This is a genomic window from Nocardia sp. NPDC004711, from assembly GCF_053601595.1.
Genome location: NZ_JBSGCB010000005.1, coordinates 33,709 through 53,143, shown reverse-complemented (window position 1 = coordinate 53,143; position 19,435 = coordinate 33,709). Strand labels below are relative to the sequence as shown.

Here is a 19,435-nt window from a genome sequence, read left to right as displayed (position 1 = left end):
TTAGCACCGCACTGGATCTCGATGTTGCGGTCCGTCGGCCGACTCGTCCGGCGGGGGATCGCGGAAGGTTGTACCCATGTCACTTGCCCTTCCATCGGCTGGCACGGTTCTACGCAAGGCCGGCGATACGGCGCTCAGCGTCAATGCCATGGTCCGAGGGGGACTCTTCAATCCGCTGCGCCCCGATCACGCGGTGCGCTCGGCGCTCAATGTGCTGAAGTTCGGTCCGTTCGCGGGCGCGGTCGTGCACGCGGCCAACACCAATCCCAAGTCCGCGGCCATTGTCGACGAGCGCGGAGAGCTGACCTTCGAGCAGCTCGACCAGCAGTCCAATGCCTTCGCGCGCGGCCTCGCCGCCCAGGGCCTGGGCCCCGGCGATGTGATCGGCGTACTGGCCCGCGACCACCGCGGCATGGTGCTGAGCCTGGTCGCCGCCGGCAAGCTGGGCGTGCGCGCGGTGCTGATGAACACCGGCTTCGCCAAGCCGCAGTTCACCGATGTGGCCGCCCGCGAGAACGTCAAGGCGCTGCTCCACGACAGCGAGTTCTTCGATCTGATGTCGGCCATTCCGGCCGAGATTCCGCGCATCCTGACCTGGGTCGACGAGCAGGACAATGCCGACCCGTCGATTCCGACCATCGAGTCGGTGGCGGCCGGGCAGTCCACCGCGCCGCTGGCCCCGCCGGAGAAGCCGGGCGGCATGGTCATCCTGACCTCGGGCACCACCGGCACCCCCAAGGGCGCGCCGCGCGACAAGGTCAGCCCGTTCATCACGGCCCAGTTCCTGGATCGAATCCCGTTGCCGCGCAACAGCACCGTGGTGATGGCCGCCCCGATCTTCCACGCCACCGGCCTGTCGCAGTTCACGCTGTCGATCGCGCTGGGCAACCGGGTGGTGTTCCAGCAGCGCCGCTTCGATCCCGAGGGCACGCTGGCCAATATCGAGAAGTTCCGCGCACAGGGTCTGACCGTGGTCCCGACCATGCTGCAGCGCATCCTGGACCTGCCGGAAGAGACGCTGGCGAAGTACAACCCGGCGGAGACCCTGAAGGTCGTCTTCGCCGCCGGCTCGGCCATCCCGCCGGACGTGGTCACCCGCACCCTCGACTACTTCGGCGAGACCCTCTACAACGTGTACGGCTCCACCGAGTGCGCGGTCATGACCGTGGCCACCCCGTCGGAACTGCGCAAGGCCCCGACCACCGCGGGCAAGGCGCCGGTCGGCATTCGCATCGCGCTCTACGACGAGAACCGCAAGCGCATCTCCGCGCCCAACGTGACCGGCACGATCTTCATCGAGAACGGGCACTCCTTCAAGCAGTACACCGACGGCCGCACCAAGGAATACGTGGACGGCCTCATGTCCTCCGGCGACGTCGGCCACTTCGACACCGACGGGCTGCTGTTCATCGACGGCCGCGACGACGACATGATCGTCTCCGGCGGCGAGAACGTCTTCCCGCAGGAGGTCGAGAACCTGCTGTCCAACCGCCACGACATCCTGGAGGCGGCGGTGGTCGGCGTCGACGACCGCGACTTCGGAAAGCGCCTGCGCGCCATCGTGGTTCCGGGGCCCGACTCCAAGCGGGACGTGCAGGAGATCAAGGACTACGTGAAGGAGAACCTGGCGCGCTACAAGGTGCCGCGCGAGGTGATCTTCCTCGATGAACTGCCGCGCAATGCCACCGGGAAGCTGCTGCGCAAGCCGCTGATCGAGATGGAAGTCACGGAGAATTAGCCAAAGCCGTTAGCGCCCCGCCGGTCAACGGCAGGGTACGGATAGGGTCGAGATCAGGCCTGGCTATTATCAGCGCGTGAACATCGAATCCGGCCGCTCTACAGCGCATTCCCGCAGCGATGCTGCGGTATTGCGCGGTGGGGCGGCCGGTTCGGTATCCGGGGCGCTCGCGGTGGCCGCGCACGGCTGGATCTCGGGGGCCGCGCCCCTGGAGTCCGGTCCGCTGACGCTGCTGGTCGCCGCCTCGGCCGCGGTCGGCGCGGTGGTGGCGAGCGTGCACACGCTGCGCACCACGGCCCTCGGGCTGGTGGTCGCGCTGATCGGCGGGCAATTCCTGGGTCACTTCAGCATGATGTGGGGCTCGCCGGGCAGCATGCACCATCACCACCACAATGCCTCGATGTGGAGTCCGGCCATGCTGGCCGCGCACATCGTGGCAGCGTGCGCAGCGGCCGTCGTCATCCTCGGTGCGGAGGCGGCCTATCGGATCGGCACCACGGTGCTGTCCTGGGCGCTGCCGCTACCTATTTCACTACCGGTGCACATCGGGCCGCCGCTGCTGCCCATCGCGCACCGGGATCTCGTCGTGCTGCGTATCTTCGCGGCCGACGTCTTCCGCACTCGCGGACCACCCGCGCTGGTTCGAGGCTGATTCCCTTCTTTTCACACCCGGGCACACGGACTTTCGCGTCCGTGTGACTTCGCTGTGCGCCCGCGTCCGTCGCGGTGGCGTCATGCGCGTCCGGGCTTCCCATGACCGCTGTGCGCACGCGGTGGCAGTCGCGTGCGCACCATGAGGGGGTCATGGTGTGCCCTGACATGCGTCGCCTCGACGTGTTCGCTCCCTGTACCGCGTGTCCCGGGCGTTCCCTCGAACCCGAAAGATCGCTGGTGACAATCACTGACAGCGGTGTCGATACGACACCGCCGCCCTCCCCTACCCGGACGACGGAGCCGCCGCCGTCCGGCCGGCCCCCGAAACGTGGCGCGGGCAATGCCTTTCAGGCGCTCATGCTGCGACTGCACTTCTATGCCGGCGTCTTCGTGGCGCCGTTCATCCTGATCGCGGCCGTGACCGGTGCGCTGTACGCGATCTCGCCGACGCTGGAGACCATCACCTCCAGCGGCCTGCTGCACACCGACTCGACCGGCCCGGCCAAGCCGTTGCGGGAGCAGGTCGCCGCCGGGCAGGCGGCCGAGCCGAACCTGGCGCTGGTGGCGGTGGCCCCGGGACAGCACGCCGGGGAGACGACGCGCGTGCTCTTCAGCGATCCGTCGCTGGGCGAATCCGAGCGCCGCGCGGTGTTCGTCGACCCGGTGACCGCGCAGCCGGTGGGCGACAGCGTCGTCTACGGCAGCTCGGGCGCGCTGCCCATGCGCACCTGGATCGACCAGCTGCACAAGGATCTGCACCTGGGCGCGTTCGGCCGCTACTACAGCGAGATCGCGGCCTCGTGGCTGTGGCTGGTGGCGCTGGCGGGGCTGGTGCTCTGGTACCGGCGGGTGCGGGCGCGGCGCGAGAAGCGGTCGCCCGGCTGGCTGCTGCGGCCGGATCGGTCGCGGACGCGGGCCCGGACACTGAATTGGCATGCGGTGGTGGGTGTCTGGATCCTGCCGGTGCTCCTGCTGCTGTCGGTCACCGGTATGACCTGGTCGAAGTACGCGGGTGAGAACGTCACCCAGCTGCGGCAGGCGATGAGCTGGACCACGCCCGCGGTGAGCGCCAAGCTGCCCGGGTCGACCGGTCCGGCCATGTCCGCGGGCGGTGAACACGATCACCACGGTGGCGGTGCGGCCGCGGCCGTGCCGCCCGCCGACAAGGCGGCACTGGTCGACACCGTGTACGGCGTCGCCCGGGCCAACGGCCTGACCGGGCCCTTGGAGATCAGCATTCCGGCCAAGGACGGCATGGCCTTCGTGGCGCAGGAGCTGCGCCGGCCCGGCCAGTACACCCGCGATGCCATCGCGGTGGACGGCGCGACCGGCAATGTCACCGACAAGCTGCCGTACTCCGACTGGCCGCTCATGGCCAAGCTCACCAACTGGGGCATCCAGTTCCACATGGGCCTGATGTTCGGCCTGGCCAATCAGCTGTTGCTGCTGGTCATCATGGCCGGACTGGTGACGGTGATCGTGCGCGGCTACCTCATGTGGTGGCGGCGCCGCCCGACCAAGGAGTCGAGGCTCGCCGCGGGCAAGGCCCCGCGCCGGGCACTGGCGCAGACCCCGCTGATCGTCCTGGCGCCGTTGGCAGCGGCCGCCGCGGTGGTCGGCTGGTTCGCGCCCATGATCGGCATTCCGCTGCTGGGCTTCCTGGTGATCGACGTGCTGGTGGGTGTGGGAGCCCGCCTGCGCGCCACCGCCTAGTCCACGAAAACCGCTGAGCGACACGGCCGCCGGGCCGTGCCGCCGGCCAGTCACATCCTTTCGCGGCTCACGCACATAGCAGAGCCGCGCCATCCGTGCGGCCCCTGACCCGCACTGACGAAAGACGAAACCTGATGAAGCTCAACAAGTTCGCCGTGTCCGCTGCCCTCGTGACGACCGCGCTCGGGGTCACCGCCGGAACCGTGAACGCCGCACCCGCCCAGTCCGACGCGGGTGTCGTCAACTACAGCGCCACCACCGGCGAGAGGGACCTGACCATCCGCACGGATGCCGGGTCGCTGGTGGTGGACAACGGCGTCCTGAAGATCGAGGCCGCCGACGGAACCGCGGTCGCGGGCACCGAATTGTCGTTCCGGGTGGACGATTTCGTTTTCCCGATCGCCGCCGACATCCACGACCGCGTCGCCACGCTCACCCCGCAGTTCGACACCGCCCACGCGGTCTACCAGCCGGTCGCGCTGCCCTTCGACAACAGCGCCCCCTGGAAGTCGGACTACGAGCGTGAACAGGCCGCCTGGAGCCGCATGACCAGCACCATCTCCATGGGCGCCACGGTCGGCACCCTGGCCGGCGGCCTCGGCGGCGCGGCTCTCGGCTGCCTGCTCGGCGCCGTCGGAGCCGCCGGCCTGGTCACCCTCGGCTCCGCAGGCGTCCTCGCCGCCATGTTCGTCCCGCTCCTCGGCGCAGCCGGCACCGGCTGCCTCATCGGCGCAGGCGCCGTCGGCTTCGTCGGCACCATCGCCGGCCAGCTGTTCGTAACCGCCCCGGTAGCCATCGCCGCCGCAGTCCAGTACTTCACAACCATCACCCAGCCCTCGATCACACCCGCGAAGTAACCCGAAACCCGTTGCCGCCGGCCGATCCACAACTCCACGATCGGCCGGCGGCACCGTGGTTACGACCGAAAAACGGGTGTCCCGTCACCATTTACACCTGCCCGGACGACAGCAGCACACCAACGGTCTCTGTTCACTGCTGTCATACCGCCGAACTGACCGAGGCCGGGCGAATGACCCACACGCACTACAGTTTCGCGGCCTCGACGACCAGCGCGTTGCTCGGCGGAGCGCTACCGCTCGAGTCCGGCCGCACGTGGATCCTTTTACGGCGGACAGCCTCTGACGACGAGTTGGATGTACAGCGCGGTCGGCCTCTTTCACGACGTCGAGTCAGGCAAGGCGGTGGGCGCCGGCCGAGGGGGTCACCGTGTAGTCGTGGGGTGGGGGGAATCCCTTGGTGGCGAAGGATTCTCGAATGGCGGTGACGATGTCGGGAGTGTCGTCGCGGTCGGCGAGGGCGAGGATGCTGCCACCGAAGCCGGCACCGGTCATGCGGGCGCCGTGTGCGCCGGCGGCGAGGGCCGCGTCGACGGCGGTGTTCAAGGGTGGGGCGGAGACTTCGAAGTCCTCGCGGAGGGATTGATGAGCGGCGGTGAGGAGAGGGGCTATGGCGCGGGGGTCGGCGCCGGTGCGCAATTGTTCGGCTATTTGCAGGACGCGGGCGTTTTCGGTGATCACATGGCGGGCGCGGCGGCGGAGGACGGGGTCGGTGAGGCGGTCGGCTTCGGCGGCGAAGGGGATGTCGCGGAGGGTGGGGGCGTCCAGTTGGGCTGCGGCGGCGGCACATTCGGCGCGGCGGGCGGCGTAGTCGCTGTCCACCAGGCGGTGGGGGGTGCCGGTGTCGATGATGAGCAGCGTCAGGCCGAAGGCGGCCAGGTCGAAGGGGATCTGCTCGGTGGCTCCGGTGCGGGTGTCGAGGAAGAGGAGGTGGCCTGCGGTGCACAGGAGAGCAGCGGACTGGTCGAGGGTGCCGGTGGGGACGCCGGCGTAGACGTTTTCGGCGGTGCGGGCGATGTCGATGAGCTCGGTGTCGGTGATGGCGGGGGCGAACAGGTCCCGCAGGGCGATGGCGACCGAGCAGGACAGGGCCGCCGAGGAGGACAGGCCCGCGCCGATCGGGACGCTGCCGTCGAGGTCGAGGTGGACGCCCGGCACCTCGTGGCCGCGGCGCTCGAATTCCCGGATGACGCCGAGGGGGTAGCGCGACCAGGCGGGGAATTCGGACCAGCCGCCGGCGGCGAGGGCGGCCGTGCTGGTGTCGACGGGGTCATCGGGCGCCTGCCGGGATCTCAGCCGCACCACACCACGCGGTCCGGCCGCCGCGGTGCAGGTCACACCCAGTGGCAGGGCCATCGGGAGCACGTAGCCGTCGTTGTAATCGGTGTGCTCGCCGATGAGATTCACCCGGCCCGGGGCCCACCAGCGTCCCGCCGTCGTTTCCACTTCCGGCTCCTGTTCACAGGTTCGCGCAGGCCGTACGGTTCGATTCGCTGGGGAGCATAACGAGTCTCGCGAAAAGTGATCCTGCGGGTTCGCCGAACTCCGCTCCGGAGCGGCCGTTTTCATGTCATGATCGGATCGGTTGCCCAGATAGTGGCAGCGCCTTTTCTCTACCGGGCACTCTGCCACCGCTGCGCGGGACCTATGCTCGTACCGCAACATTCGGTTGATGATCGGCGGTGTCTTTTCGAGTACTGCTCGGACAAGGGGGGCTGGTGGGAACGGACGCACAACCGGCCGAACGGTCTGGTCCGCGCTTCAAAATCTGCTGGCGCACCGTATTGTTCGTCGGTGGCGTACTCATTCTCGGACTGCCCATGGTGGTCAATACCCGCGCGGTGGCCCTGGGCACCCTGTTCGTGTCGGTGGCCATCAGCCTCACCATGATCGGGCTCGGTGTACGCAGGTACCACCCCCGCCATCCCCTGCCCTGGTATCTGCTGTCGGCGTCCGCCGTGCAATTCGCCATCGGCACCGGGCTGCGCCACATCTCCGAATCGCAGCGCCACCCCTTCGACGATCTCTTCACCCTCAGCGGGTACTGCTGCGTCGGCGTGGCCGCGGTGCTGTGGCTGCGCCCGCGGCAGAACAGCACCGATCACGATCTGCTGCTGGACTCCGGGCTGATCGGCCTGGGCGCGCTGCTGCTGTCGTGGACGTTCCTCATCTCACCGGTGCTGCACATGACGCACCACACCTACTTCACGACCATCACCTCGGTCGCGGATCCGATCGTGGACGCCCTGCTGCTCACCGTGATCGTGCACTCGGTGATCACCTCGGCGCGCTCGGAAACCTCGCTGCGGCTGGTGCACCTGGCCATGCTGGTGATCCTGGCCGGTGACCTGGCCTACAACCTGGAGACCGCGGGCTCGGCGGTCTTCGGCCGCCAGATCCAGCTGCTGCCACTGCAACTGGGCTTCACGCTGATCGGCGCGGCCGCCCTGCACCCGAGCATGGTGGTCCTGGGCGAGCCGCGCGACATCCATCCGCACAGGTCCCGGCAGCGGGCCAGCATCATCGCCATCGTCATGATCGTGGCCTCGCTGGTGCCGGTGGTGGGCTCCAGCCTCGACACACTCGACCGCGTGGTGGTGTCCTCGCTCTTCGCCCTACTACTAGCGGGCGTACTACTACGCAGTGAACGCGCCATCGAACGCAGCGCCCGCAGCGAACGGCGCGCGCAGTATCAGGCAGACCACGACATGCTCACCGGACTCCTGAACCGCGCCGCCCTGTTGCGGGCGCTGCATCGTAATCGGGAGCGTTGGGCCGGACAGCCTTTGGCCCTGCTGTTCATCGACCTCGACGGCTTCAAGCGGGTCAACGACAACTACGGCCATGCGGTGGGTGACGAGCTCATCGCCAATGCCGCCGCCCGCATTCGCCGTGTGATCCGCCGCGATGACGCGGCCGCCCGCTACGGCGGTGATGAATTCGTGGTGCTCGCCCCGCTCGCGCAGCAGCAGGCCCGCCAGCTGGCGGAGCGGCTGCTGGCCACCCTGGGGGAACCGTTCGAGCTGAGCGCGGCCGAGGTGCGAATAGCGGCCAGTATCGGAATCGCCTGCACCAAGCCACGAGAGACCGAGACCACCGTCTACGAGCTACTGCGCGAGGCGGATTCGGCCATGTACCACGCCAAGGAATACTCCCTCGGCTACATCTTCCACGACGACCTGCGCCGCAGCCGTCCCGAATCCGGTCCTCGCACCTGGCAACGCGAATCCGCGATGTGACCCGGAAGCGGCCCAGCCCTGCACGAAAAGGGTTGGGCCACCGGTCCTCGCGCCGGAGTTACCCGGGTGGAATCTCGTCAGGCCAGGTCTTCGAGTAGCCGACGGGCCGATTCGAGTTCGGCCTGCAGCTGCGCGACCTTGGCATGCTGGGCGGCGCGGACCGACTCGTGGATGGAGTCGACGACCTCGGCGAATTCGGGGTGGAGAATCTTGGCGGCCTGGGCCACAGCGGAACTCGTGACGGCCAGGCCCTTGATGGTGCGCTTCTTGCCGTTCACGACGTCCAGGGTCCACTCCCCCTCGGCGGTGCCGCTGAGGGTGACCGTCACCTCGGGAGCCTTCGGCTTCTTGGCGGCGGCGCTGTTGGCGGCATTGCGGGCCGGACGCGACGCGGCGGGCTTGGCCTTGGCCTCGGGCGCGGATTCCGCAGCCGGCGGCGGGGTCTCGACCTTGGCTTCCGGAGCGGGCGAAGCGTTCGGCGCGCTGGCCGGCATCGTCACGGGAGACGACATCGTCACGGTGGGTTCCTTCCTGGTTGCCGTTTTCGGTTGAGCTCCGGCCGGTTTGGCCGGGTTCTGCCGGGCCGGTTTGGTCAGGGTCACCTCGGTGGGACCGAAGGACAATACATCCTTCGAACCCGTCGGCTTCACCTGCAGGAAATCCCCCTCGGACGGATCCCCGAGGGACATCACCTTTCCGGAACGGCCTTCCGGGACGCCGACCGCCACCGCGGTGAACCACACCATCGGTGGCCGGCCCGCGTCGATTTCCGCGGCGATCTGCCGAATTTCGGTATCCGACAAGGGCTGTGGCTTGGTACGGGTCGACATGGGGCACTCCGGGCGGACGGGGCGGACATCTGCGTGCCAAGAGCATGCACCATGGCACCGACAAATCCACATCCGGAGAACGCACATGGTCACCGCCCGAGAGCCAGTGAACCGTCAGCTATTTCTACTGGTGCGGCCCACAGAGCATGGCCGGCGCTCGTGATCCTAAGCGTCCGCCCCTGTCCCCGCGCAACTTTCGAGGCAGCGCGACCGCCCGGCCGCCCGATTCGCGAGCATCGGTCAGAGTTGCTCGACCCCGCGCAGCACACACCGGACGGTCTGTGGCCGTGACACCGGATTCAGCCGCGTCTCCGTGGTGAAGTCCTGCGTCGAGCCCGGCGCCACCAGCACCTCGGTGCGTGTCCGTTCCAGATCGGTGGATTCCGGCGACATGAAACTGATCACTACCAGATACCGGTGCTCCACCACATCCCGGTTGCTCACCACCGCCGTCGCCTGCCAGCCCGCCGAGGTCCCCGCGCAGGCGGTGACGAAGGCGCTGCGCTGCATCTCGCCCGAGTCGCTGGCGGCCATCTCGCTGTTCGCCTGGTGTACGTGCGCGGCATCGGTGTGGCCGGCGTGGGCGCATCCGGTCAGCAGGGCCGCACATCCCGAGACGACACCGACGAGACCTCGGCCGGGGGTGATCATGAATCTCCCATTCCACCGCGCACTTCCGCCCCCGCACTCCTGTTGCGGCTGATTAGCCGCGCGCCGAGAGTACCCCAGCTCGACAGCGTGTCGTCACATGACGGCATAGGCGTGTCGCGCCCGGAAACCGGCCGTACGCTCGCCTTTCGCGCGCCCGCGCGGACCTGCCTACGATCGATCGGGTGAAGGTTCTCGGAGCATGCCCACTCGACTGCCCGGACGCCTGCTCCTGGGTGGTGGACGTGCAGGACGGCCGGGCGACCGGCCTGCGCGGCAACCGCGAGCACCCGGTCACCCGGGGCGCGCTGTGCGTGAAGGTGAACCGCTACCTCGACCAGGTCCACTCCCCCGAGCGCCTCACCCGGCCACTGCGCCGGGTCGGCCGCAAGGGCGAGGGCCGCTTCGAACCGATCACCTGGGACGAGGCGCTCGACGAGATCGCCAACCGGCTCACCGGCATCATCGCCGAGTACGGCGGCGAGGCCGTCTGGCCCTTCCACGGCACCGGCAGCCTCGGCTACATCCAAGGACTGGAGGGCTTCTCCGGCCGGCGGTTCTTCAATGCGCTCGGCGCCTCCCTGCACGACGCGACCATCTGCTCCGTCGCGGGCAGCACGGGTCTGAACTACACCCTGGGCACCGCGGGCGGCATGGACCCGGAGCAGCTGGCGCAGTCGCGGCTGATCCTGCTGTGGGGCACCAATCCGCTCAGCTCCGGCCATCATGTCTGGAAGTTCATCCAGGACAGCGGCGCGTACACGGTGGCCATCGACCCGGTGCGCACCCGCACCGCCGAACGCTGTGACGAACACCTCGCCCCGCTGCCCGGCACCGACGCGGCGCTGGCGCTGGGGCTCATGCACGTCATCGTCGGGCTGGGGGCCGAGGACACCGAGTTCCTGGAAACCCGCACCGAGGGCTGGCCCGAATTCCGCGAGCGCATCGCGCAGTACCCGCCGGAGCGGGTCGCCGAGATCACCGGGCTGCCGGTGGAACGCATAGTGGCTCTGGGCGAACGCATCGCCCGCACCCGGCCCACGGCCATTCGCGCCGCGCAGGGAATGCAGCGGCACGCGGGCGGCGGGATGGCGCTGCGCACCCTGGCCTGCCTGCCCGGCGTCACCGGCGACTGGGCGATTCCCGGTGGCGGACTGCACTATTCGACCAGCGGGCACTTCCGGCTCGACACCCCCGCGCTGATGCGATTCGATCTGCTGCCGCATCCGGTGCGGACGCTGTCCATGACCCGCATGGGCGAGGTGCTGCTGAATGCCGACGGGCCGCCGGTCAAGGCGCTGTTCGTGATCGCGGCGAATCCGGTGGGCTCCAATCCCGATCAGCGCCGGGTGATCGAGGGCCTGTCCCGCGAGGATCTGTTCACCGTTGTCCTGGAACACTTTCCGACCGACACGGTCGACTACGCCGATATCGTCCTCCCGGCCACCATGCAGCCCGAGCACCTCGATGTGCTGGCCGCGTACGGCAATCTCTATCTGGTCTGGAACGAACCGGCAGTGACCCCGCCCGGTGAATGCCTGCCCACCACCGAGACCTTCCGCCGGCTGGCCCGGCGGCTGGGGCTGACCGAACCGGCGCTGTACGAGTCGGATGAGGACCTGGCGAACCAGCTGTTGAGACAGTACGACGTCGACCGGCTGCGCGCGGACGGCTTCCTGAGGATCGATCCGCGCCCGGTGCCGGTGGACAAGCTCCGGTTCCTGTCGGACCGCGCGGCGCGGGCCGGCCACGATCCGCTGGCCGGGTACACCCCACCCGCCGATCCGGGCGACGGACTGGTGCTGATCTCCGCGGCGTCGCACTACTTCCTGAACACCAGCTTCGGCATCGATCCCGAATTACGCAGGCGCGCAGGCGAACCGACCGTCACGCTCCATCCCGGGGACGCGGCGGCGCGCGGCATCGCGGACGGCGATCCGGTCACCGTTCGCAATGATCGCGGCTCCTTCGAGGCCGTCGCCGAGGTGTCCGACCGGGTCCGGCCCGGCGTCGCCGCGACCACGAAGGGCCGCTGGGCCAAGCACTCCGGCGGTGCGACGGTGAATGCGACGGTCGCGGAACGTGATTCGGACTTCGGCGGCGGCGCGGTGTTCCACGACAACCGGGTATCGATCACCCCGCGCCGCTGACTGCGCCGGTCAGGAGGTGGCGTCCAGGGTCTCCAGGACCCGCCGCGCCTGGTAGTCCGCGCCGAGCTGGTTGGGGTGGAACGGCACCGCGAGCCCGACCGGGCTGCCCGAGAACGGCAGCAGCCCCTCCACCCAGCGGGTGCCGACGGGCCGGCAGGCGTCGTGCCCGGAGCTGCCGTCGTAGGTATCGACGAACTCGACTCCGGTCTCGGCGGCCACCCGCCCGAGCATGTCGTGCAGTTCGATCAGCTTCTGCCCCAGCCAGATGGCGTCGGCGTCGGAGATGGGGATCTCCGGCCAGCAGCCGCCGTCGAGGCCGATGCCCTCGAAGTAGTCGAGCAGCAGGATGCGGGCGTGCGGGGCGCGCTCGCGAATGCCGGCGATGGTGGCGGCCACCCGGGGTTCGGTGCGGGCGATGTTCTGCGACATCCGGTCGACGCCTCCCACCACCATCTCGTTCAGGCAGGGGCTGACGGCCGGGTCGAGGGTGACGCAGTCGGTGACGGTGGCCGCGAGATCCGCGTCATTGCCGCCAATTTCGAGGGTGACCAGGTCGGTGTTCTCGGTCAGCCGGTCGAACTGCGGCGCGTTGTCGCCCAGCGCGGTGTGCTGCGGCCGGGTCATGTTGGCGGTGACCGCGCCGCCGCAGGTGGCGTCGCGGAACACCGGCACGGCCAGGGCCGCGGCGACCTGCTTGGCGTAATTGTGGACGCTCTGTACGCACGGCGCCGGGGTGAAGGCGGTGGTGAGCTGGCTCAGGGTGGCGTCGGCGGCCCAGGAATCGCCCAGGGCCACATACTCGTTGACGGCTGCGCCGGTGTCGGGGGCGGCGGGTTCGGCCTGGGCGGCGGCGGTCGGCACGAGGGCGGCGGTGAGCACGAGGGCAGCCACGGTCAGCAGTGCACGCGAGGTCTTCATGTCGGTTCTCCCCTGGACCAGCCCAATACCGAACATTGAACTGCATTCAGCTCGGAAACCTAACAGCTGCAGGACCGCGGCGCGCGGCGAATTTGAACAATCCTCGGTCGCAACCGCTCCCGGCCCCCCCGGCTCAGACCCGATCCACCGACTCCCAGCGCTCGCGCCCCGGCGATTCCACCCGCTCGTAGCCCAGCAGGACATCGTGGGCGACCTCGCCGTCGGCGACCGTGACCCGGCTGAACGCCGCCGGATATCCCCGGGCCATCACGGTGTAGCGGCCCTCTGCCAGATCCGGCACGGCATAGCGGCCGGTGTCGTCGGTGCGGGTCACGGCGATCAGATCCCCGGCCTCGTCCAGCACCGTGATCTGGGCATCGGGCACGCCGTGCCCGCGGTCGTTGCAGGCCGATCCGGCCAGCACCGCGCGCGGCGCCAATTCGATGTCGTGGCGCAGCATTCCGCTGTCCGGCACGGTCAGGGTGACCGCGGAGGGACGCATGTGATCGGCCACCGCGACCAGCGTGTAGGTGCCGGCCAGCACGCCACGGCAGATGAAATCGCCCTCCGGGGTGGTGACCGTCGAGCCGACCACGTCACCGAACGCGTCGGTGAGGGTGATGGTCGCATCGCCCAGCGGCGCACCGCGTCCCACCGACCGCACCACGCCCGACACCTCACCGGATCCGAGCAAGGCCACATCCAGGCGGTGCGGGCGGCTGCCGACCGAAATGGTCACCGCGGCGGGCTGATACCCGAACGCCGAGACGATCAGTACGTAGCCGCCCGCCCGCGGGACCGCGATGACATAGCCGCCGTCGGGTTGGCCGACGGCGCGCGAAACCTGGCGTCCGCGTTGGTCGATGAGGGTGAGCACGGCGTCGGGCACCGACTGCCCGTCCTCGCGGTGCACGCACCCCGACACCGACAGCCCCGACGGCGCGGAGATATGGAATTCCGGCTCCGGCTCGGGCTCGAATTCTGGCTCGACTTCCGGCTCGGCGATCTCCTCCACGACCGGCGTCGGAACATCCTGCAGCGGAATCTCTTTCATGAACATGAGCACGAACGCCGCCACCACCGCCACCGCGGCCGCCACGACGAACACCCCGCCCAGGGCGTGGGTGAATCCGGTCAGGATGGGTACGCGCAGCTGGTCCGGCAACGCCGCGATGCCGCTGGTGTTGCTCTGGATCCGGCCCAGCTGCCCGGCGTCGAATCCCGGCGGCAGCTGTCCGCCGAAAGCCGCCAGGATCTTGCGCGGCAGCAGGTTGAACAGGATGGTCAGGAAGACCGCGACGCCGAGCGTGCCGCCCATCTGCCGGAAGAAGGTGGCCGACGCGGTGGACACACCCATATCCGAGCGCGGCCCGGCGTTCTGCGCCGCGATGATGAGCGTCTGCATGCACCCGCCGAGGCCGAAACCGATGATGCCGCAGTACAGCAGCGGCTGCCACAGCGGGCTGTCGTAGTGCACCAGCGCGAACAGCACCGACCCGGCGCCGATCACCAGCGAGCCGAGGATCGGCAGCACCTTGTAGCGCCCGGTGAATTTGGTGATGAGCCCGGACAATTGCGCGCCCAGCATGATGCCCACCACCAGCGGCAGCATGAAGAGCCCGGAGCGCGTGGGCGAGTACCCGCGCACCACCTGGAAGTACAGCGGCACCAGCACGATCGCGCCGAACATGGCGACACCGACGATGAACCCACCGAGGATGGCGATGCTGAAGGTGCGATTCGCGAACAGCCGCAGCGGAATCAGCGCGCTGTCCTTCATGAGGAATTCGACGATCAGGAACAGCACCAGTCCGGCCGCCGCGATGCCGTAGCAGAGCAGCGCGCGATGGGAGCCCCAGCCCCAGTCCCGGCCCTGCTGGGCGACGATGAGCAGTGGAACCGTGCCGGCCGCAAGGGTTATCGCCCCCAGCCAGTCGGTGCGGTGGCGGTGCCGCGCGAAGGGCACGTCCAGCACCTTGCCGACCACCAGCAGCGCCAGCACCCCGATCGGCACGTTCACCAGGAACACCCAGCGCCAGCCCGCGAGCCCGAGAATGTGGTCGGCATTGGAGAAGAAGCCGCCCAGCACCGGTCCCAGCACCGTGGCGATGCCGAAGACCATCATGAAATAGCCCTGGTACCTGACCCTTTCGCGGGGCGGCACGATATCGCCGATGATGGTGAAGGCGAGTGACATGAGCCCGCCCGCGCCGACGCCCTGCAGCGCACGGAATCCCGCGAGCTGGTACATGGAGGTGGCGAAGGTGCAGCACACCGAGCCGATCACGAAGATGCCGATGGCGATGAGGTAGCAGGGTTTTCGGCCGTAGATGTCGGCGAGCTTGCCGTAGAGCGGCGTCGAGATGGTGGCGGTGATGAGGTAGGCCGTGGTGGCCCAGGCCTGTTTGTCGAAGCCGTGCAGGCTGTTGGCGATGCGGACGATCGCCACGCTCACGATGTTCTGGTCCAGCGCCGCCAGGAAGACGCCCAGCAGCAGGCCGGAGAGGATGGTCATGATCTGACGGTGCGACAGCGTTCTCTCGATCGGCGCTGCCCGGTCGCTCGGCGCCGGGGCGGCCGCGGCGACCCGGACCGGCGCCGCCACCCGCGCCGGGGTGGACACCGATGTCTGGGTGGAGATGTTGGTCATGTTTGGGGCCCTTGTCGGATTTCGGCTGTCCGTGCGTGCGGTGCTACTCGAAAAGACCTCGCCATGAAGCAATTCGGGCAGCTTACTCCCGCCGATCGGGGCCCCTCACACGAGGTGGTGGTTACGCCTCCGTTTGCGCGTAGAGCGGAATACCGGTGTGGAAGAAGCGAATGAGCCGCCCGATGCGCACGCAGTGGTCGGCCCCGCGCTCGAAGTGGTGGGCCAGCAGCGCGATATCGATGGCCATGGCCGACCCGTGCGGCCAGCCGTCATCGGCCGCCAGCTCCACCAGCCGGCCGCGCAGCCGCTCCAGGTTGTCGTCGTGCGGCACCAGGGCGCGATCGCGCGGCGGGTTCTGTGCGGCAATGACTTTGCCCGCCAGATCGGCGAGATCGGTGACCGCGGCCGACATTTCCGCGAGCAGGTCGAGGACGTGCTGGGGGGCCACCGCATTCGGGTAGCGGCGCACCACCACATCGGCCACCCGGCTCAGGGCGCGGCTGACCGCCAGTAGGTCGTCGGCGATCTGCATGGCCGTCACCACCTGGCGCAGGTCGCGGGCCACCGGCGCCTCCAGGGCCAGCAGGATGACCGACCGGTCCTCACATTTCGCGTGCTCGATCTCCACCTGCTCTTCGAGCGCGAACACCTCGTAGGCGGCGGTCAGGTCGCTGCCGAGGAGCGCCGCCGCGGCCCGTTCGGAAGCCTCATGCGTCAGCCGCGCCATATGCGCGAGCTCATCGGTCAGCGCTATCAGCTCGCTGGAGAATTTCGTGCGCACTCGCATATCTTGGCCGCCCACCCGCATGCCTGCACACTATCGCGGCAAAACCTTTATCCCCGAATGGCTCTCGGTTCTCTTCCCGAGGCAAGAACCGACCGCCCAGTCGGGCGTGCGGCGGCTCCATGGCTACTGCCTGGCTGCGGGGTCGTTCTCGGTGCGGTGCAGTACCCAGGTGCCGCGGCCCGCGGCCTTGGCGCGGTACAGGCCGACATCGGCTTCGTCCAACAGCTTTTCGGCATTCGCGCCGGCAACCGGAGTGACAACGGCGCCGATGCTGGCCGAAATCGACAGCAGATCGCCGGAACCGACCGGAACCGGGTCTCGCAGCGTCGCAAGCATGGTCTCGGCGGTCGCGTGGGCCGTGTCGTCGTCGCAGGGCGGCGCGAGCAGCGCGACGAACTCGTCTCCTCCGATGCGGGCCGGCGTGACCGTCGGCGAGGTCAGGGTCGCGTCGAGCCTGCGGCCGACCTCGGCCAGCACGCTGTCTCCCGCGTGGTGGCCGTAGCGATCGTTGATCATCTTGAACGCGTCGAGATCGAGGAAGCACAAACCGATGTGATCGCCGGGACGGGCCGCCGCCACAATGGCCTCCAACTGCTCGAGCAGGCAATGACGATTCGGCAGACCCGTCAACGGGTCATGACGGGCCTCCCACCACAGTTTCTGCTGCATGGCCCGCCGTTCGGTGATGTCCTCCCCGACGGCGAGCACGCGCACCTCACGCCCGTCCGCGTCGTGCACCAGCGTCATCGTCCATGCGCCCCAGCAGACGGTGCCGTCGGGGCGGCAGAAGCGGCCTTCCAGGTGCGCGGTGCCGCTTCTGCGCTTGAGCAGACCGACGACCGCGTGCCGGAGTTTGTCGCGGTCGTCGGGGTGCATCAAGTCCAGCGCGGACACCCCCGGCAGATCCTCCTGGTTCATCCCGACCATCCGTGCCGTCGTGGAATTGGCCTCGAGCGTGATGCCGTAGTCGTCGTAGAGCGCGATAGCCACCGCGGCGTTGTCGAACACCACGCGGAAGCGTTGCTCGGCAGCCTGCTGGCTGCGGGCGTGGACGTCCAGCAGCTCGGTGGTGTAGCCGCGAGCAAGCTCTCCCAGCAGCGCGCCGAACCGCTGTGCTCGATCCGGGCGCCGTGACCGCTCCAGCAATCCGGCCAGCACCGCCGCGGTCGAGGTCATCATGGCGGGGACCGTCAGGTTCGACCGGACCATCTCGACCCCGACTCGGCATGCGGGCGACGGATCGAACGACTCGGCCGACAGGGCAGCTTCCAGCGTGACGATCCATCCTGTCGTCAACTGGCGGATGTCGGGCGGCACAGCTGTCGGCACGCCACCGCAATCGACCAGGGCCGCCGACCATTCCCGCGCCATCTCGGCAACCTCACGACTGTCCATCCGTGAGGACCTTCCTCCATAGCCGGACCATCGAGGTCCAGCACTTCCCTCCCCACTCGCTAACAATGAGCATACGAAAGAACCGCTGCGCCCGTGCCGGCACCGGCCGACCGAGCTAGGCCGGCGCGGGCTCGGCCGCGGGCCGCACCCGGGCCCGGGCGGTGCCGAGGATCGAGCCCAGGATCACCAGCGGGAAGCCGATCGCCATGCCCGCGGTGAGGGGCTCGTCCAGCAGCGAGACGCCGATCAGCAGTGCCACCGCGGGATTGATGTAGGTGATGACGGTGGCGCGCGACGGGCCGACCTCGCCGATCAGGGCGAAGAAGACCACGAAGGCCAGCGCGGTGCAGATCAGGCCCAGGCCCACCACCGACCAGCTCGCTCCGGCCGGAAAGCGAGAAGGCATCCGCCACAGCGCGAACGGCAGATAGATGGCGGCGGCGAAGATCAGCGACCCGGTCACCACGCCGATCGGCGGCAACTCGGCCAGCTTTCGGTCGATGATGATCGGGCCCAGCGCATAGCCGATGACACTCACGCCGATGGCCGCCAGCGCACCCAGATTCGAGACGTCGATATCCAGACCGACCAGGGCGGTCACGCCCGCGAAGCCGATCACCAGGCCGAGAATGCGCCGCGGATCGAGGCGTTCGTGCCCGAGGCGGGTGGTGAGCACGATGGCGATCAGGGGCACCGCCGCGATCAGCAGGCCCACCGTCGAGCTGGTCAGCCTGGTCTCGGCGCGCCCGATGAGCAGCCACGGACCGGTGATCTCGACGATCGTGTACACCAGCACCCAGCGCCAGTGCCGCAGTGCCGGCCGCAGCACCCGGGTGGACAGCGCGATGGGCAACAGCACCAGCGCACCCAGCAGGGTCCGTCCGAAGGCCACGAAGACCGGATCGAAATCCCGCACCGCGACCCGGATCATGGCGTACGGCACACCCCAGATCACACCCATGCCCAGGAACAGCAGCCAGCCGCGCTTGCTCACCGCCCCACCCCACAACCTCGTCGCACGACACGCTCCTTCCGAATCCCCGGGAGCGTAAGCCACGCCGCCGACACGCTGAATCGGTCGTCCGAACGCCATGGGCGTTCGAACTATTTCGGTCAGGCATGCGACACCCGCGAACAGCGCGGTGAAAACTTTCCCACAGAGAAACATTGCCCACTGGGCACGTTTTGCGCATACTGGAGTCATGCCGGACGAACAGACCCTCGGTCTCCGCGAACGCAAGAAGCTCGATACCCGGAAAGCCTTGAGCGACGCGGCACTTCAGCTCATGTTCGAGCGCGGCCTGGAGAACGTGGTGCGCGAGGACATCGCCGCCCGCGCGGGAGTGTCCGTGCGCACCTTCAACAACTACTTCTCCGGCAAGTACGACGCGCTCGCCTACCGGCATCTGGCCCGGATCAACAGCGCCGTCGAGATTCTGCGCTCCCGTCCGGCAAACGAGCCGCTGTGGGAGTCGCTCACGGCGGCACTGCTCGAGCCGCTCGAGGCGGAACACGCCGAGTCGCCCGGGTATCTGCCCTCGCCCACGGAGCTCGCCGAGGTCCGGAAACTGGTGGCCGCCCCCGAGACCCGGGCCCTGCTGTCCAAGGGCGTCGAAGACAACCTGATCACCGCCATCGCCGAACGCACCGGCACCGACCCGGAACTCGATCTGTACCCGCGGCTGGTGGCCGGGGCCGCCGGCGCCGCGCTGCAGGCCACCTTCGAGGTCTATGTGCGCACGGCGCCGACCGTCCCCGTCACCCATCTGCTCCGCCAGGCCCTGTCCGCGCTCGCGGCGGGCCTGCCGCAACCGCCGGCATAGCAGCGCCGCTCTCGCCGGTTTCTCCAAATACCC

General features: G+C 68.8%; 15 protein-coding genes. 7 read left to right on the top strand and 8 right to left on the bottom strand.

Annotated features, from left to right (window positions below):
* The first annotated feature begins 76 nt into the window (after positions 1-76).
* The 4 genes from ACWEKS_RS06125 (at position 77) to ACWEKS_RS06110 (ending at position 4,962) form a co-directional block, all read left to right on the top strand.
* Positions 77-1,738, top strand: coding sequence for an acyl-CoA synthetase (locus ACWEKS_RS06125; protein WP_452339074.1), 1,662 nt, complete (start codon positions 77-79; stop codon positions 1,736-1,738).
* 76 nt (positions 1,739-1,814) lie between these two features.
* The gene (locus tag ACWEKS_RS06120; protein ID WP_452339073.1) at positions 1,815-2,390 is read left to right on the top strand and encodes a hypothetical protein; all 576 of its coding nucleotides are present in this window, start codon (positions 1,815-1,817) and stop codon (positions 2,388-2,390) included.
* Positions 2,391-2,629: 239 nt separating this feature from the next.
* Positions 2,630-4,105, top strand: a complete 1,476-nt coding sequence (locus tag ACWEKS_RS06115) for a PepSY-associated TM helix domain-containing protein (RefSeq protein ID WP_452339072.1) — start codon at positions 2,630-2,632, stop codon at positions 4,103-4,105.
* Positions 4,106-4,239: 134 nt separating this feature from the next.
* Entirely contained in the window at positions 4,240-4,962 is a 723-nt protein-coding gene (locus ACWEKS_RS06110) for a hypothetical protein (protein WP_452339071.1), read from the top strand.
* 333 nt (positions 4,963-5,295) lie between these two features.
* On the opposite strand, the gene galK is transcribed toward ACWEKS_RS06110, so the two are convergent.
* Positions 5,296-6,408: a galactokinase gene (gene galK, locus ACWEKS_RS06105; protein ID WP_452339070.1), complete on the bottom strand. Its 1,113-nt coding sequence runs from the start codon at positions 6,406-6,408 to the stop codon at positions 5,296-5,298.
* Positions 6,409-6,680: 272 nt separating this feature from the next.
* Between galK and ACWEKS_RS06100 the strand changes: the two genes are divergently transcribed.
* Positions 6,681-8,201, top strand: a complete 1,521-nt coding sequence (locus tag ACWEKS_RS06100) for a diguanylate cyclase domain-containing protein (RefSeq protein ID WP_452339069.1) — start codon at positions 6,681-6,683, stop codon at positions 8,199-8,201.
* Positions 8,202-8,278: 77 nt separating this feature from the next.
* Here ACWEKS_RS06100 and ACWEKS_RS06095 read toward each other — a convergent pair whose 3' ends face one another.
* Complete coding sequence (locus tag ACWEKS_RS06095; protein ID WP_452339068.1) at positions 8,279-9,031, bottom strand: DUF6319 family protein; 753 nt, start codon at positions 9,029-9,031, stop codon at positions 8,279-8,281.
* Positions 9,032-9,271: 240 nt separating this feature from the next.
* Positions 9,272-9,682 carry a hypothetical protein gene (locus ACWEKS_RS06090; RefSeq protein ID WP_364607860.1) on the bottom strand — a complete coding sequence of 137 codons (411 nt, stop codon included), beginning with the start codon at positions 9,680-9,682 and terminating at the stop codon, positions 9,272-9,274.
* A gap of 182 nt (positions 9,683-9,864) precedes the next feature.
* Between ACWEKS_RS06090 and ACWEKS_RS06085 the strand changes: the two genes are divergently transcribed.
* Positions 9,865-11,829, top strand: a complete 1,965-nt coding sequence (locus tag ACWEKS_RS06085) for a molybdopterin-containing oxidoreductase family protein (protein WP_452339067.1) — start codon at positions 9,865-9,867, stop codon at positions 11,827-11,829.
* Between the two features lie 9 nt (positions 11,830-11,838).
* On the opposite strand, the gene ACWEKS_RS06080 is transcribed toward ACWEKS_RS06085, so the two are convergent.
* From ACWEKS_RS06080 to ACWEKS_RS06060, 5 genes are all read right to left on the bottom strand, one after another.
* Positions 11,839-12,747, bottom strand: a complete 909-nt coding sequence (locus tag ACWEKS_RS06080; RefSeq protein WP_452339066.1) for an SGNH/GDSL hydrolase family protein — start codon at positions 12,745-12,747, stop codon at positions 11,839-11,841.
* A gap of 133 nt (positions 12,748-12,880) precedes the next feature.
* Positions 12,881-15,397 carry an MFS transporter gene (locus tag ACWEKS_RS06075; RefSeq protein WP_452339065.1) on the bottom strand — a complete coding sequence of 839 codons (2,517 nt, stop codon included), beginning with the start codon at positions 15,395-15,397 and terminating at the stop codon, positions 12,881-12,883.
* 121 nt (positions 15,398-15,518) lie between these two features.
* On the bottom strand, positions 15,519-16,178 hold the full coding sequence (locus ACWEKS_RS06070; protein WP_452339064.1) for a phosphate signaling complex PhoU family protein: 660 nt from the start codon (positions 16,176-16,178) through the stop codon (positions 15,519-15,521).
* Between the two features lie 129 nt (positions 16,179-16,307).
* On the bottom strand, positions 16,308-17,579 hold the full coding sequence (locus ACWEKS_RS06065; RefSeq protein WP_452339063.1) for a diguanylate cyclase domain-containing protein: 1,272 nt from the start codon (positions 17,577-17,579) through the stop codon (positions 16,308-16,310).
* A 115-nt stretch (positions 17,580-17,694) separates the two neighbouring features.
* Positions 17,695-18,573 (bottom strand): DMT family transporter, encoded by an 879-nt coding sequence (locus ACWEKS_RS06060; RefSeq protein WP_379427148.1) that lies wholly within the window; start codon positions 18,571-18,573, stop codon positions 17,695-17,697.
* Between the two features lie 208 nt (positions 18,574-18,781).
* Between ACWEKS_RS06060 and ACWEKS_RS06055 the strand changes: the two genes are divergently transcribed.
* The gene (locus ACWEKS_RS06055) at positions 18,782-19,402 is read left to right on the top strand and encodes a TetR/AcrR family transcriptional regulator (protein WP_452339062.1); all 621 of its coding nucleotides are present in this window, start codon (positions 18,782-18,784) and stop codon (positions 19,400-19,402) included.
* The last annotated feature ends 33 nt before the right edge of the window (positions 19,403-19,435 follow it).

What these genes read in the sequence shown, in the direction of transcription:
- ACWEKS_RS06125 (WP_452339074.1), top strand. Translation starts at nt 77, where the DNA reads ATGTCACTTGCCCTTCCATCGGCTGGCACGGTTCTACGCAAGGCCGGC.
- ACWEKS_RS06110 (WP_452339071.1), top strand. Translation starts at nt 4,240, where the DNA reads ATGAAGCTCAACAAGTTCGCCGTGTCCGCTGCCCTCGTGACGACCGCG.
- ACWEKS_RS06095 (WP_452339068.1), bottom strand. Translation starts at nt 9,031, where the DNA reads ATGTCGACCCGTACCAAGCCACAGCCCTTGTCGGATACCGAAATTCGG.
- ACWEKS_RS06090 (WP_364607860.1), bottom strand. Translation starts at nt 9,682, where the DNA reads ATGATCACCCCCGGCCGAGGTCTCGTCGGTGTCGTCTCGGGATGTGCG.
- ACWEKS_RS06080 (WP_452339066.1), bottom strand. Translation starts at nt 12,747, where the DNA reads ATGAAGACCTCGCGTGCACTGCTGACCGTGGCTGCCCTCGTGCTCACC.
- ACWEKS_RS06075 (WP_452339065.1), bottom strand. Translation starts at nt 15,397, where the DNA reads ATGACCAACATCTCCACCCAGACATCGGTGTCCACCCCGGCGCGGGTG.
- ACWEKS_RS06065 (WP_452339063.1), bottom strand. Translation starts at nt 17,579, where the DNA reads ATGGACAGTCGTGAGGTTGCCGAGATGGCGCGGGAATGGTCGGCGGCC.
- ACWEKS_RS06055 (WP_452339062.1), top strand. Translation starts at nt 18,782, where the DNA reads ATGCCGGACGAACAGACCCTCGGTCTCCGCGAACGCAAGAAGCTCGAT.